The sequence below is a fragment of the Rhizobium sp. 62_C5_N11_2 genome, assembly GCF_051811185.1.
Taxonomy (GTDB): domain Bacteria; phylum Pseudomonadota; class Alphaproteobacteria; order Rhizobiales; family Rhizobiaceae; genus Rhizobium; species Rhizobium leguminosarum.
The window spans coordinates 989,396-1,004,561 of sequence record NZ_JBPWPW010000002.1; the positions used below are offsets into that span (position 1 = coordinate 989,396).

At 61.1% G+C, this 15,166-nt stretch carries 11 protein-coding genes; 8 read left to right on the top strand and 3 right to left on the bottom strand.

Features of this window, described 5'->3' with window-relative positions; all coding sequences use genetic code 11:
- A complete protein-coding gene (locus AB8B31_RS28325; RefSeq protein ID WP_018245910.1) occupies nucleotides 1-996 on the top strand; it encodes a carbohydrate ABC transporter permease in 996 nt (331 codons plus the stop codon).
- A gap of 1 nt (nucleotide 997) precedes the next feature.
- On the top strand, nucleotides 998-2,044 hold the full coding sequence (locus AB8B31_RS28330) for a carbohydrate ABC transporter permease (RefSeq protein ID WP_439007583.1): 1,047 nt from the start codon (nucleotides 998-1,000) through the stop codon (nucleotides 2,042-2,044).
- A 261-nt stretch (nucleotides 2,045-2,305) separates the two neighbouring features.
- On the opposite strand, the gene AB8B31_RS28335 is transcribed toward AB8B31_RS28330, so the two are convergent.
- On the bottom strand, nucleotides 2,306-3,355 hold the full coding sequence (locus AB8B31_RS28335; RefSeq protein WP_245268279.1) for a LacI family DNA-binding transcriptional regulator: 1,050 nt from the start codon (nucleotides 3,353-3,355) through the stop codon (nucleotides 2,306-2,308).
- A 102-nt stretch (nucleotides 3,356-3,457) separates the two neighbouring features.
- Nucleotides 3,458-4,093 carry a TetR/AcrR family transcriptional regulator gene (locus tag AB8B31_RS28340; RefSeq protein ID WP_018245908.1) on the bottom strand — a complete coding sequence of 212 codons (636 nt, stop codon included), beginning with the start codon at nucleotides 4,091-4,093 and terminating at the stop codon, nucleotides 3,458-3,460.
- 110 nt (nucleotides 4,094-4,203) lie between these two features.
- Here AB8B31_RS28340 and AB8B31_RS28345 point away from each other — a divergent pair, with 110 nt between their 5' ends.
- From AB8B31_RS28345 to AB8B31_RS28365, 5 genes are all read left to right on the top strand, one after another.
- Nucleotides 4,204-5,277 carry an efflux RND transporter periplasmic adaptor subunit gene (locus AB8B31_RS28345; RefSeq protein ID WP_018245907.1) on the top strand — a complete coding sequence of 358 codons (1,074 nt, stop codon included), beginning with the start codon at nucleotides 4,204-4,206 and terminating at the stop codon, nucleotides 5,275-5,277.
- The gene (locus AB8B31_RS28350; protein ID WP_018245906.1) at nucleotides 5,274-6,359 is read left to right on the top strand and encodes an efflux RND transporter periplasmic adaptor subunit; all 1,086 of its coding nucleotides are present in this window, start codon (nucleotides 5,274-5,276) and stop codon (nucleotides 6,357-6,359) included. Before AB8B31_RS28345 ends, AB8B31_RS28350 begins: the two co-directional genes overlap by 4 nt.
- Nucleotides 6,356-9,430, top strand: coding sequence for an efflux RND transporter permease subunit (locus AB8B31_RS28355; RefSeq protein ID WP_018517829.1), 3,075 nt, complete (start codon nucleotides 6,356-6,358; stop codon nucleotides 9,428-9,430). The genes AB8B31_RS28350 and AB8B31_RS28355 overlap by 4 nt, the downstream gene beginning before the upstream one ends.
- Before the next feature lie 76 nt (nucleotides 9,431-9,506).
- Nucleotides 9,507-10,676, top strand: coding sequence for an alpha/beta hydrolase (locus AB8B31_RS28360; protein ID WP_018245904.1), 1,170 nt, complete (start codon nucleotides 9,507-9,509; stop codon nucleotides 10,674-10,676).
- A 152-nt stretch (nucleotides 10,677-10,828) separates the two neighbouring features.
- On the top strand, nucleotides 10,829-12,280 hold the full coding sequence (locus tag AB8B31_RS28365) for an NCS1 family nucleobase:cation symporter-1 (RefSeq protein WP_018245903.1): 1,452 nt from the start codon (nucleotides 10,829-10,831) through the stop codon (nucleotides 12,278-12,280).
- A 65-nt stretch (nucleotides 12,281-12,345) separates the two neighbouring features.
- On the opposite strand, the gene AB8B31_RS28370 is transcribed toward AB8B31_RS28365, so the two are convergent.
- Nucleotides 12,346-14,229 (bottom strand): HAMP domain-containing methyl-accepting chemotaxis protein, encoded by a 1,884-nt coding sequence (locus AB8B31_RS28370; protein ID WP_018245902.1) that lies wholly within the window; start codon nucleotides 14,227-14,229, stop codon nucleotides 12,346-12,348.
- A 199-nt stretch (nucleotides 14,230-14,428) separates the two neighbouring features.
- Between AB8B31_RS28370 and AB8B31_RS28375 the strand changes: the two genes are divergently transcribed.
- Nucleotides 14,429-15,139, top strand: a complete 711-nt coding sequence (locus tag AB8B31_RS28375; protein WP_018245901.1) for a DUF4272 domain-containing protein — start codon at nucleotides 14,429-14,431, stop codon at nucleotides 15,137-15,139.
- Nucleotides 15,140-15,166: the final 27 nt, after the last annotated feature.

Here is a 15,166-nt window from a genome sequence, read left to right on the forward strand (position 1 = left end):
ATGGCGGCGCTCAAGGCAGGTGTATTGCTGTCCCAGGCAGGCGAAGCGGCGATGAGGGTGGTCGAAGCGCCGATGAATGCGATCGAGCGCATCTTCGGCCGCAAGCGCATGCCATGGCTGTTCCTGGCGCCGAACCTCGTTCTGTTCGCCATCTTCACGTTCCTTCCGATCGCGATTGCGATTGGTTACGCCTTCACCGGCGGCACCAATCTTTTCGTGTCGGAGCGCCCCTTCGTCGGCTTGGACAATTTCCGCACGCTGCTTTCCTGCGGCAATTATCTGCAGCCGGGAACCTGCCAGGAATCGCTGTTCTGGACGGCCGTGTGGAACACGCTCTGGTTCGTGGCGTGCAATGTTGTCGCCACATTGCTGGTGGCGCTGATCACGGCGCTGATCCTCAATCGGGCGATCGTCGCGCGTGGTTTCTTCAGGGCGATGTTCTTCTATCCCGTCTTGCTGTCTCCCGTCGTCATCGGCCTCATCTGGAAATGGTTCCTCGATCGCAACGGGCTGCTGAACGCCTTCTTCCAGATGATCGGCGTTCCCCCTGAAATCTTCCTGCTCGATGTCGGCTGGTCGCGCTTCTTCGTCGTCGTGGTGTCGGTCTGGTTTCATATGGGTTTTTACACCCTCATCCTCTTGGCCGGCCTCCAGGCCATTCCGAAGGAGCTCTACGAGGCTGCCTCCATCGATGCCGCCTCGCCACGCCGCACGCTTTTTAGGATCACGCTTCCCCTGCTGGCGCCGAACCTGCTGGTCGTGTTCATTCTGTTGATGATCAAATCCGTCCAGATCTTCGACGAGGCCTGGGTTTTGACCAATGGCGGCGGTCCGGGCACGGCCAACAGCTTCATCGTCCAATATATCTACCAGATGGCGTTCGGCAGCGATCTTCGCCTCTTCGGTCTCGCATCCGCGGCATCGGTTCTCATGGGGCTGGTGCTTCTGGTTCTCACCCTCATACAGCTGCGCATCGGCAAGCGAATGGAGTCCTGAGATGAACCCGATCAGCTTTTTCACGCGCACACGCCGGGCCGGACGCATCGATATAACCGACATATTGTCATGGGTCTGGCTGATCGGCGGAACCTTTGTGGTGTTGCTTCCGGTCCTCTGGGCGGGCCTCTCCTCGCTGAAGCCGGCCGCCGAGATCACCCGGTTTCCGCCGACGCTGCTTCCCCGGGCCGCCGTCGAACAGACCGTGCCCGGCTTCGACAAGCCGCCCAGCCTCTGGCAGGTTACCGTCGACGGCCAGCAGCGTGAAATGGCCATGGTCCGCCGCATCGGCCTCAAGGCCCAGATGGTCGACCCCGCAAATCCGGGACCACCCGTCAGCGTCGACGTCAAGGGGATGACGCCGGTGCAGAAGCTGACGGTCGCCACGCAGAATTACACCGATCCGCTGACGCGCTTCAACTTCCTGACCTTCCTCAAGAATTCGGTGTTCGTCACCTTCGTCGCAACGCTCCTGACGCTGATCGTCAACGCCATGGCGGCCTTCGCCCTATCGAAATACAAATTTGCTGGTGATACGACGGTCTTCGTCATCATCATTTCGACTTTGATGATTCCGCTCGCTGTCGTCATGGTGCCGGCCTATCTCGTCATCGTCGGGGTCGGGCTTGCCGACAATCTCTGGGGCGTCATCCTGCCGACGGTCGCCTCTCCGACCGCCGTCTTCCTGCTGCGGCAATATATGCTGACCATACCCGACGAGCTGATAGAGGCGGCGCGCGTCGATGCGGCGAGCGAATTCTGCATCTTCTGGCGCATCATCCTGCCGCTGACGGCACCGGCTCTCGCGGTGCTGGCGATCTTTTCGGTGCTCTGGCGGTGGAACGATTTCCTCTGGCCGCTCATCGTCCTCAATAGCCGCGAGAATTTCACCCTGCAGGTCGGTCTGAACGCGTTCCAGGGCGAGTTCTCGGTGCAGTGGCACTATATCCTGGCGATGACGTTCCTCAGCCTGCTGCCTGTCACCGTCGTCTTCCTGTTCCTGCAGAAATACATCACCACGGGCATCGCCGGAACAGGCATGAAATGAACGGTGCTGGCGTGGAGAAAGACCTCCTCGCAGCCGCCGAAGAACCATACTGTCTTCCTCCCGGCTGAGGCGCGTCGCATTGAACTTGTTTCATGCGGCGCGCTTCGGTCTTTGTCTTGGACATGCTCTCAAGCGGTCGTCGATTGTTGAGTGACATGCACCCTTGCCTGGGCAGTAAAGTTCACACCTATTCGTCTGAACCGCTCCAATTTTGTTTAGGCAAATACCAGGGATTCAGCACAATTCCCGGGACCCAAACATCTAGCGCGGCGGCGCGATGCTGCCGCGCAGGACGAGATGACATCCGAGTTCCAGGCGATGGGCGGGCCGCTGCGGATCGTTGGCAATCAGCCTCTGTTCGATGAGCGCCAGGGCGGCGGCACCGAGCCTGTCGGTGGGAACGCTGATTGTCGAAAGCGGCGGACGGCTGAATTCGCCGGGGACGATGTCGTCGAAGCCCAGGACGGAGATCGCTCCGGGCACGCGTATGTCGCGATCGGCCAATGCCTTCAGGCAGCCGAGCGCCAGGTTGTCGGCGGCGCAGAAGACGGCGGTCGCCCCTTTCATCGTGGGATCGCGGTCGAGCAGCGTGTTGATGGCAGCCTCGCCGTGCCTGGGCTCATATCCCTCGGCCTCGACGATCATGTCGTCCGGTACGGGAAGCTGGGCGGCGAAATAGGCGTCGGTAAAGCCGTCATATCGGCGCTGGATCGTTGTGCGGCCCTTCCAGGTCAGGTGCAGGATGCGGCGATGCCCGAGTGCGAGCAGGTGCTCGATGCCGAGCCTTGCCCCGAAGCGATTTTCGGGGGTGACCGTATCGACCAGCATGGCCGGGTCTTCGCCGTTGACGATGACGACGGGCATATCAGGGGAGGCGAGGCTTCGGATGAGTTCCGGCTGATCATCGTTCAGAACCACGATGCCGTCGGCGCGCTCGGAGAGGGCGATCTGCCTGACCTGGGCGCCGTCGATGCGACGGCCGGTGCTGACAAAGGGCACGATCCTGATGCCGCGGCGCTCGCACTCCCTGCGAAGGCCGTTGAGGATCGTCCAGCTCACCAGGTTGAGGTCGCTCTCCGGCGCGGCATCGTCGGGAATGGCGAGAAGCAGGACGCGTAAGGTCGCGATCGTTGCCTTCTTCCTCCGGCGGTCGAGGTAACCCAGGCGTTTTGCCGAATCCAGAACCCTCTCGCGCACCTCGATTGTCAGCGGTGCGGTTCCGTTCAGTGCGTGCGAGGCCGTGCTCAGCGATACGTCAGCATCGCGCGCGACATCCTTGAGATTGACTTTGCGTTCCACTTTTTCCGTCACGAATTGAGGTCATACCTTCGAAGGCATGGCTAACTCGATGTTTTTACATAAAAACTTGAGAAAAGCTACGTGCCTTGCGCGGTATTTTTCGTCATTCGGCGATCAGTTCTTGGCAAGCAGGCCGTTGAGCAACAGGTCGAAATAGGCCCGCAGGAAGGCCTCCTTGTTGGGAGTGGGCACGCGGCGGTCGTCGAATATCAGCCGCAGAACTGTCGTCGTCAGGATGGGGGCGACGACGATTTCGGAGAATTCCACCGGAATTTCGCGAAACTCCCCCGACGCCACACCCTCCAGAATGAGAGCGTCGACCTTGGCGATGATCGGCTCAATGAACTGATCGTGGTGGCGGTCGATCAGGTCGGGGAACCGGTGTCCTTCGGCAATGACGAGCCGCGTCAGCTCGCGTGTCGTGCGATCCTCGGCGATTTGGTCGTAGAGCAGGCCGAGAATGGAAAGCAGCCGGTCGGTGGCGCTGCCGCTGAGGCTTGCGGTGATCCCCAGCAGCTCCTGAAACGGCACGGAGAAGTGGTTGATCATGGCTTCGAAAAGCTTCTCCTTCGTCTCGAAGTAGACGTACACCGTACCCTTGGTGACGCCGACCCTGTCGGCGATGTCTTCGACGCGCGTGCCGGTGAAACCGCTTCTCACGAACTCCTCGAAGGCGGCATCCAGGATCTGGATGGGCCGCAGCGCTTTCTGTTCCGCGCGCGTGATCTTCTTCTGATTCTGAGCTGCCATTTGCCTCGCCTCCCGTGTTGCGCACGCCCTCGTTCCTGCGGCACAAAGTTTCATTGACTAATGCGTCAGTCAATTATATAGGAGCTGCCGTTGAGAGCAAGAGGTCAACTATGAGAACCATTCTGGTCGCCACAGCGATCGTATGCGCCATCGGTCTCGGATCATGCAGCGATGAGCGCGGACCGACTGAGCCAACCCCACGGCAGGTCGGCGTTGTCGTCGCCAAGCCTGAGCCGTTGGTCCAAGGTGGCGCAATCACCGGAGATGTCCGCGCCCGTGTCCAGACCGATCTGTCCTTCCGCGTCAGCGGCAAGATCATCGAGCGGCTGGTGGAGGTCGGGCAGTCCGTGAAGGCGGGGCAACTCCTCGCGCGCATCGATCCGGAAGAGCAGAAGGCTGACCTGGATGTGGCGGCAGCCAATCTTCAGTCGGCTGAGGCGCAACAGACCCAGGCGCAGCTCGCATACGACCGCCAGCAGAGCCTGTTTCGAACGCAGGTGACGACGCGTGCGGCACTCGACCAGGCGCAGGAGGCACTTCTGACCGCGCAGGCATCGACGAAGTCGGCGCAGGCGCTTTTCGAAACCGCCCAGGATACCCTGTCTTATACGGAGCTGAAGGCGGATGCCGACGGGGTGATCACCGCGCGCAACGCCGAGGTCGGGCAGGTGGCGCAGGCCGCCCAGGTCGTCTTCACCCTTGCCCATGACGGCGACCGGGATGCCGTCTTTGAGGTGGTCGAAAGCGCGTTCCTGCGCCCGATCGACGGCGACGGGACCGTGACCCTTCTGTCGAACCCGACGCAGAAGATCGCGGCGAAGGTTCGCGAGATTTCGCCGACGATCGATTCTTCCACCGGAACCATCAAGGTCAAGGTCGCGATATCGAGCGACGCTCCGATCCCTCTCGGCGCTCCCGTCGTCGGAAGATTCAATTACGTCTCGCAGGACGTCATCCAGCTTCCCTGGTCGGCCATGACGTCCAAGGGCGGCAAGCCTGCCATCTGGATCGTCGATCCCGCATCCTCTGCAGTTTCGGCAAGGGCAGTGGATGTCGCTGGCTACGAGACCGGCAGCTTCATCGTGAAGTCGGGCGTGTCGGAAGGAGATGTCGTGGTGACCGACGGGACCAAGTTCCTCAGGGCGGGTGAAATCGTGTCTTATGTCAAGGAAGCTTCCAAGTGAGTATTCGTTTCAACATAGTCGCACTGATGGTGGGCACGGCCCTGATTTCCTCTTGCGCACCGCAGGAGGAAAGCAAGGACGAAGCGCCCCGTCCCGTGCTGTCGATGACAGTCAAGCAGATGGCCGCTACGAGCCTAGGCCTGACCGGTACGATCGAGCCGACGATCGAGACCGAACTCGGCTTCCGGATTCTCGGACGGATGATCGCCCGCAACGTCAATGTCGGAGATCTCGTCAAGAAGGATGATGTCGTTGCCGCGATCGATCCGCTGGCGCTGGAGCTTGCCGTGCGCAACGCGCAGTCGGACGTGGAAAATAGCGACGCCCAGCTCAGAAACGCGGTGACGACGGAGCAGCGCCAGCGCGCGCTGCTGGAGTCGCGCTCCGGCACCGAAGCCTCACTCGAGGAGGCCGAGCAGGCAAGGCGAACCGCCGCAGCCGCCGTCGCCAAGGCGCAGGCCAATCTCGACAAGGCGAGGGAGCAGCTCGGCTATGCGCAGCTGCGGGCGGAATTCGATGGCGTGGTGACGGCGACCTCGGCCGAGGTCGGCCAGGTGGTGTCGGCCGGCCAAACGGTCGTGACCATCGCCCGGCCGGACAAGCGCGACGCTGTGGTCGACGTGCCCCAGGCCGCCGCCCAGAAACTGAAAATCGGCGCGCCCTTCGAAGTGACGCTGCAGCTCGCCCCGACGATCCGCACGTCGGGCGTCGTGCGCGAGATCGCCCCGGAGGCGGAGACCGCTACCCGCACGAGCAGAACCAAGATCGCGCTCGCTGATCCGCCCGAGGCCTTCAGACTCGGCTCGGTCGTCACTGCTTCTGCAACCATCGCTGCAGATCCTGAGATCGTGCTGCCTTCCTCGGCAATCCTTGCCGGCAGCGACGGCCCGAGCGTCTGGATCGTCGATGCTCCCGCCAGGAAGGTATCGCTCCGCCGCGTGAAGATCGACGGCGACGTCGAAGACGGCGGCACCGTTCGCGTCACCGAAGGGCTCGTCCCCGGAGAAAGGGTAGTCGTGGCAGGCGTGCATAAACTTGAAGATGGCCAGGCCATCAGGATCGACCAGGAGATCAGCCAGTGAAGTCCTTCAATCTTTCCGACTGGGCGCTCGAACACCGTTCGCTCGTCTGGTACTTCATGATCGTCTTCATTCTCGCAGGCGCCTTCTCCTACGTGAAACTCGGCCGCGAGGAAGATCCGAACTTCACGATCAAGACGATGGTGATCACCGCGCAGTGGCCCGGCGCCTCCGCCGATGAGGTGACGCGGCAGGTGACCGACAGGATCGAGAAAAAGCTCCAGGAACTGGAATCGCTCGACTACACGAAGAGCGAGACCGTTGCCGGCCAGACGACCGTCTTCGTCGAGCTGCTGCCGACCACCAAGGCAAAGGATGTCGCGCCGACCTGGCTGCGCATCCGCAACATGATCGCCGACATCAAGGGCGATTTTCCCACGGGGGTCGTCGGTCCTTTCTTCAACGATCGCTTCGGCGACGTCTTCGGAAACATCTACGCCTTCACCAGCGATGGGCTTACCCAGCGCCAGCTTCGCGATCTGGTGGAAGATGCCCGTTCCAAGGTTCTGACCGTGCCCAACGTTGGCAAGGTCGATGTGGTCGGCGCTCAGGACGAGGCGATCTATCTCGAATTCTCCACACGCCAGATCGCAGCGCTCGGGATCGACCAACAGTCGGTCATCCAGACCCTGCAGGCGCAGAATGCCGTGACTCAATCCGGCTTCGTTGACGCCGGGCCGGAGCGCATCGCGTTGCGGGTCAGCGGACAATTCACCTCCGAGGACAGCCTGAGATCGATCAATCTCCGAATAAACGACCGCTTCTTTCCGCTGAGTGACGTCGCCACGATCAAACGCGGCTACGTGGATCCGCCCTCGTCGCTGTTTCGCTTCGACGGCCAACCGGCGATCGGGCTTGCCATCGGCATGAAGCAGGGCGCCAATCTTCTGGAGTTCGGCGAGGGGCTCGACGCGCAGATGAAGCGTGTTGTCGCTGACCTTCCGATCGGCGTGGACGTTCACCGCGTTTCCGATCAGCCGGCCGTTGTCGACGAAGCGGTGTCCGGATTTACCCGCGCGCTGTTCGAAGCGATCGTCATCGTGCTGATCATCAGCTTCATCAGCCTTGGTCTTCGCGCCGGCATGGTGGTGGCGATCTCCATTCCGCTCGTCCTGGCGATCACCTTCGTGGTGATGGAATATTCCGGCATTTCGCTTCAGCGCATCTCGCTCGGCGCGCTCATCATCGCGCTCGGGCTGCTTGTCGACGACGCCATGATCGCCGTCGAGATGATGGTGGCCCGTCTGGAGGCGGGCGACGATCTGAGGAAGGCCGCCACCCACGTCTATACATCGACCGCCTTCCCGATGCTGACGGGAACGCTCGTCACCGTTGCCGGCTTCATTCCGGTTGGTCTCAACAACAGTGCTGCCGGTGAATTCACCTTCACGCTTTTCGTGGTCATCGCAGTTTCGCTGATCGTTTCCTGGGTGGTGGCGGTGCTGTTCACGCCGCTTCTCGGCGTCACGATCCTGCCGAAGACGATGAAATCGCATCACGAGAAGAAGGGCCGCTTCGCTTCCATCTTCTCCTGGCTTCTGGGGCTGGCAATGCGCTGGCGCTGGGTCACCATCATCCTCACGGTCGGCGTCTTCGGGCTTTCCATTGGCGGCATGGGGCTGGTGCAGCAGCAGTTCTTCCCGAACTCGGACAGGACCGAGCTCGTCATCGACTGGAACCTCCCCCACAACAGCTCGATTGCCGAAACCAACAGGCAGATGGCCAGGTTCGAAAAGGAGATGCTGGCCGACAACAAGGATATCGATCATTGGACGACCTATGTCGGCCAGGGTGCGCCACGCTTCATCTTGTCCTTTGACGTGCAGACGCCCGACGTGTCGTTCGGACAGACTATCATCGTCACCAAAGGGCTGGACGTGCGCGACAAGGTGCGGGCGGAACTGCAGGACTATCTGACGAAAACCTTCCCCGGCACCGACGCCTTCGTCAAGCTTCTCGACATCGGTCCGCCGGTGGGCAAGCCGGTCCAGTACCGGGTCACCGGCCCCGATATTCAAAAGGTCCGCGATCTCTCGCAGCAGTTTGCCGGCGTCATGGGATCACACCCGCTTCTGGCAAACCTGGTCCTGGACTGGAACGAGCCGTCCCGCGTGGTGAAGGTCGATGTCCTGCAGGACAAGGCGCGCCAGCTCGGCGTATCCTCCGAAGACATTGCCACCGCCCTCAACGGCATCGTCGAAGGCTCGACAGCCACCCAGGTTCGAGACGACATCTACCTGGTCAACGTCATCGGCCGCGCCAGGGCATCCGAGCGCGACTCCATCCAGACGCTTGAGAATCTGCAGCTCTCCACCTCCAACGGCAAGGTCGTGCCTCTCTCCGCCGTGGCGAATTTCCGCTACGAGCTCGAGCAGCCGACGATCTGGCGTCGCGACAGGCAACCCACCATAACGGTCAAGGCAGCCGTCGTCGGTCCGACGCAACCGGCCACGATCGTCGACCAGCTCAAGCCCAAGGTGGAAGAGTTCCAGAAAAACCTTCCGGTGGGATACAAGGTGGAAGTGGGCGGCGCGGTCGAATCCAGCGCCGAGGCTCAGGGGCCGATCGCGGCGGTTGCTCCGCTGATGCTGTTTGCGATGGCGACGATCCTGATGATCCAGCTGCAAAGCTTCAGCCGCCTCTTCCTGGTGTTCGCCGTCGCGCCGACGGCCCTGATCGGCGTGGTCGCGGCGCTCTTGCTGAGCAATGCTCCTATGGGCTTCGTCGCGATCCTCGGCGTGCTGGCGCTCATCGGCATCCTGATCCGCAACTCCGTCATTCTGGTCGTCCAGATCGAGCATCTGCGCAGTGAAGGAATGGCGCCCTGGCAGGCCGTCATCGAGGCCACCGAACACCGCATGCGGCCGATCATGCTGACGGCCGCGGCGGCCACGCTGGCGCTGATCCCGATCTCGCGCGAGATCTTCTGGGGCCCGATGGCCTACGCCATGATGGGCGGCATCGTCGTCGGAACGGCGCTCACCCTGCTGTTCCTGCCTGCGCTCTACGTCGCGTGGTTCAGGATCCGGCGGGATGAAGGCGTCGTCCAGGCCGATGTCGTGGCAGAGGCGTGAGCACGGGCTTCGACGTCCATCGCATGCGGCCGTCGCGGCGGCCGCTGCAGGTCCTGGCTTCCAAGGAGAGAACTCGATGACGGGCCAGCGGTTGAATGAGTTTCCGTTGGGGGCCAAGATGATGCTGGTCGCGATCGGCCTGGCGATGCTTGCCGGTTGCGCTACACGACCGTCGCCTGATGTGTTGAACCCGGTCCATCTGCCGGTTCATCTCAATGCATCGCTTCAATCCGATGAAGCCGCCTCGAGCCGCGTAAACGTGCTCGCTGCGACAAACAGGAACCCCGATACCGCGCGCGGCGGGTTCGGGAGCGCATGGGCTGACAATCTCACCTACGAGCAATATGCGTTTTCGGTCCCTCCCAACCGGAAGGACACCGCGATCACATATCCGACCTCGAGGCCGGATCCCGAACGCCAATTTGCCGTCATCCAGCGCAAGCAGCTTCCAAAGGACGCATTCGTAGAGGAGGCGCTCCGCTCCACGCAGTCCGATGGCACCGTCGGCATCTTCGTCCATGGCTACAATTATAGTTATCAAGAGGCGTTGTTTCGCACCGCGCAGATCGCCGCGGACGCCAATATTCCGGGCTCTCCGATTCTGTTTTCCTGGCCATCGGCCGCCGCCGTCGCAGGCTATGTCGCCGACCGCGATGCGGCGCTGTCCTCGCGCAGCGACCTGGACTCGCTTGTCACCTCGCTCTCGGCTTCAGGAAAGGTGAAACGCATCATCCTTTTCGGACATAGCATGGGAGGATTCCTGGTCATGGAGACCGTGCGCCAGCTCAAACTGCAGCATCGTGACGACGTCATCGATAAACTGGCGGTGATCCTGGCCGCCCCTGACATTGACATCGATGTTTTCCGGTCCCAGCTGAAGGATATCGGGCGGATGCCGATCCCGATATCTCTTCTCGTTTCGAAGGACGACCGGGCGCTGGTGGCCTCGAGCTTCATAGCGGGAGAGCGGGCGCGTGTCGGACGTCTCGATATCGACGATCCCGTCATCAGGGAGGCTGCCTTGAAGGAAAGGCTTCGGGTCATCGACATTACGTCGATCCAGGCGTCCGACGGGCTGGGGCACGACCGCTACGCATCGCTTGCCAAGTTCGGCGCGCAGCTTGCCTCCTTCGAAAGCGGGAGACGGTCGAGCGCCGGCGACGTTGGCGCCTATGTCTTCGATGCCGCCGGCGCAGCAGTCGCAAGTCCCTTTCGGCTGGCCGGACGTGTTGTCGGCTCGCAATGATGAGAACTGGTGTCTCAGGCAGGCGCACATGGCTAATCCTGAGGCATCGTCAAGAGATGTGTACAATGTGACTATTAAATTGTCAGCTGCACAAATGAAGAGCAGACTTCCGCCTGTGGTCGATTTGGCCTCAAGGATAGGGGAGGGCATTCATGAGCGTACGAAATCCGTCTCCCTCGTTATACAACGAGGATCTTGCACCCGCCGAGGAGCGTAAATGGGGTGCATTCAGCATCTTTAACGTCTGGACGTCAGACGTCCACAGCCTGTGGGGTTACTATCTGGCGGCGAGCCTGTTCCTGCTGTGCGGCAGCTTCGTCAATTTCGTCATCGCCATCGGCATCGGATCTCTGGTCATCTTCTTTTTGATGAGCCTGGTCGGCAATGCCGGCGTGCGCACCGGCGTACCCTTTCCGGTCCTGGCGCGCGCCTCCTTCGGCACGTTTGGGGCGAATGTTCCGGCACTGGTCCGGGCGGTGGTCGCCTGCTTCTGGTACGGGGCGCAGACCGCCGCCGCATCCGGCGCCATCGTCGCCTTGCTGATCCGCAACGACAACCTGCTCGCCTTTCACCAGAACAGCCACTTCCTCGGCCACTCGACCCTCGAGGTCATCTGCTACGTCATCGTCTGGGCGCTGCAGCTACTGATCATTCAGCGTGGGATGGAAACGGTTCGCAAGTTCCAGGATTGGGCCGGTCCGGCCGTCTGGATCATGATGCTGGTGCTCGCAGTCTATCTGGTCGCCAAATCAGGCACCTTCTCCTTCGGGTCCGAAATCCCGCGCGACGTGCTGATCGAAAAGACCAAGGATGCAGGCGTGCCGGGTGAGCCTGGTTCGATTGCAGCGCTTGCCGCCGTGGCCGCCACATGGATCACCTATTTCGCGGCTCTCTACCTAAATTTCTGCGATTTCTCGCGCTACGCAACGAATGAAAAGGCTCTCAGGAAAGGCAACCTCTGGGGGCTTCCGATCAACCTTCTGGCGTTCTGCCTGGTCGCAGGTGTTACGACCACCGCCGCCTTTACGGTCTACGGAGAGGTGCTGCTGCATCCGGAACAAATATCGGCGAAATTCGACAGCTGGTTCCTGGCGCTGCTGGCCGCGCTGACATTCGCGATCGCAACGCTCGGCATCAACGTCGTGGCGAACTTCGTGTCGCCGGCCTTCGACTTCGCCAATGTATTCCCGCGCCAGATCAACTTCAAACGCGGCGGATATATCGCCGCCCTGATCGCTCTCGTGCTTTACCCGTTTGCTCCCTGGGAGACGGGTGCGGCGCATTTCGTCAATTTCATCGGATCGACGATGGGGCCGATCTTCGGCATCATGATGGTGGATTACTATCTCATCCGGAGAAGCCAACTGAACGTCGAAGCGCTCTATCATGAGAATGGCGAGTTCCGGTTCCAGAACGGATGGCATGGCAATGCCTTCATCGCATTTGCGGTTGGCGTGCTCTTCTCATCGATCCTGCCGACCTTCACCACCATCCTGCCGGACTGGTGGGGAACCTACGGCTGGTTCTTCGGCGTCGCCATCGGCGGGGCGATCTATTTCGTGTTGAGAATGGGCGCGCGGCGCAATCCGGCCTTCGCGTCATGATCGAATGAAAGCGCCCGGCAATCGCCGGGCGCCTTTTCATGTCTGGTTTTCTGCTGCCGCCTGGTTCAACGGCGAGCCGCAACCGCATGCACGGCTGCACGAGCAGCGGGCTGCGCCATCGTTCTCGCCGTCGACCGAAGGGCCGAGGAATGGCTGGTGGCCACATCGTCGAGCTTGAACTGGGCGATGAGCTCGCGAAGCTTCTGGGCTTCCTGCGCGAGCGAATCGGATGCCGCCGTCGACTGTTGCACCATGGTTGCGTTCTGTTGCGTGGTCTGGTCCATCCGGTTGACCGCGACGTTGACTTCGCTGAGGCCGATGGACTGCTCCTTCGCTGAGGTGGCGATCGAATCCATATGGTGATTGATCTGGGTAATGAAGCCGCCGATGGTCTTCAAGGCCTGGCCGGTATCGCGCACCAGCTTGACCCCGCCTTCCACCTCCTTCGAGGAGTTCTGGATCAGGCCCTTGATTTCCTTGGCCGCACTTGCCGAGCGCTGGGCGAGTTCGCGCACTTCCTGGGCGACGACGGCGAAGCCCTTGCCGGCCTCGCCGGCTCTCGCCGCTTCCACGCCGGCATTCAATGCGAGTAGGTTGGTCTGGAATGCGATTTCGTCGATGACGCTGATGATATTGGAGATCTGCTGCGACGACGTCTCGATGCGTCCCATCGCCTCTTCGGCGTGGGAAACGACTTCCGCGGAGACCCCGGCGCTGCGATTTGCCTCCGTGGCCACCGTGCGCGTCTCCTCGGTTCGCTTGCTGGAGTTCGACACGTTCGCCGTGATCTCTTCCAGCGCGGCCGCCGTCTCTTCGAGCGAGGCGGCCTGCTGCTCCGTGCGCTTTGCAAGATCGCTCGCCCCGGAAGAAATTTCCCGCGTGCCTTCGTCGATCGTGCCGATGCTGTCGGATATTGCTCTCAGCGTCGCGCCAAGCTGGTTGACGGACTGGTTGAAGTCATGGCGTAGCGCCTCGAAGTCGGGGGCGAAGGTCTCGCTGAGCTGGAAGGCGAGGTCGCCTGCGGCCAGCCGCTTCAAACCGGCGGCGAGACCCGAGGTAGCGATGCGCAGCCGTTCCGAGGCGTCAGCCTCCGCCTGCTGCTGGGCGGCAAGGCGGTCGGCCTCCGCCCTGTTGCGGTTTTCGTCGGCTTCCATTGCCATTCGCTTGTTGGTGATCGCGGCCTGGCGGAAGATCTCCACCGCTCCCGCCATCGATCCGATTTCGTCGGCGCGGTCAGCGAACGGAATCTCTGAACCGGTGTCTCCCTCGGCCAGCCGCCGCATCGAGGCGGTGATGCCGGTAATCGGATTGGCGATGCCCGTCAGAACGAAGACGACGGCGCCGAGAACGAGCAATCCCGCAAAGCCGATCGCGGCAAACAGCTCGAATTCTATCGAGGCGAAGGTCTCCTTGCTGAGTTCGGCGGCCTTGTTGCTGCCGCTGACGTTCAGTTCGACCAGGGCCGCAGTTGCTTCTTTGAGCTTATCCGAATGCGAGCGCATCTCTCCACCCAGATATTGCCCGGCTTCCTCGGTCTTGTTGGCCCGGGAGAGGACGAGCAGTTGCGAGCTGCTGGCGATGTAGCCACCAACGCTCTCCTTGATCGTCTTGATCAGTTCGCGCTCGTGGTCGGACGAAGCCAGCGGGAGATAGGCGTCTACCGCTTTGCCAACTGTATCCTCAGCGACTTTAATGGCCTCTTCGCGCGTTTTCTTTTCTGCATCCGACTGCGCGATGATGTGATCACGATAGGCGAGGCGCAAATTCGTCATGGCGAGATTGATCGCTTGCGACGCCTGCACGCTCGGCAGCCAGTTGGTCGCAATTTCTTCGGTGGAGCCGTTCGTATTTCGAAGACCGTCGACCGCGAGATAAGCGACAAGCCCGAAAAGAAGAGCTATGCCGCTGAAAATCAACAGCAAACTCGATTTTATGTTTGGACGACGCATTGAAAGCCCCCATCGAACATCCGGTTTCATATCGGATTGGCCAAGGACTTTTTTATCCAAAAAAATTTAACGATTTGTTCCATATGTAAAAACGCCGTTTACCAGTTTTCCGGAAAACTGCTGCCGCCTTCGCGCTCCGGCTCCCGCTAAAGCAGCAAAATGCCTATCGATGCTGCGGCACGGATGACAGGAGCCAGAGATGATGAAGCGCATATATTCCGCCCTTCTTGCATTGATTCTTCCGGTGCAGGCAGCCGTTTCGCAACCCGCTGACGAGGCGGGGGCACGCAAAGCCCGGTCTATCGCCCAGCTTCAGTCGGAAGGCGTGCCGACCATCGATCATCTGCCGACCATCGAGCCCGAGAGCGAGAGCACTCGCCGAAATACAAAGGCTGTCGTTCAGCGCACGATTGCGCTTGCGATCGTTGCCGTGAAAGGCGAGACCGGCGACCACGAAATGGGTCAGGCTCTCATCCGGCAGTTCGACGCCGCAAGTTTTTTCACCCCGAAAGAACGGGTCTTCATGGACGATCCCGATCCCTCGGATCAGGACCGGACCAACTTCGCCTGGCGCTACGAGGGCGTGCACGTCATGTTATGGGCGCTCGGGATCACTTCCGATCTTGAACGCCCCGACCATATTTGCGACGTGCCATTCATTGCCAACACACTTCGCGAACTGGGAACCGACGGCCTGATGCGTCGTGCCAAGCTGCGTCCGCAGAAAGAACTGCTCGACGCTACCGATCTCATTTACCGCTACGATTGGGCCGCAGTGAACGCGCGGCTGAAGGGAGAGGAGCCACCTGCCGGATTGGACAAGGGCGTGGTTTACGAACGGCATTATGCCCTCAACTGGCTGACCGGCTATATGGATCAGGATTGGGACGATATTTCCACGGACACATGACGCCGCCCGGCGCCCGGCCACGATGAA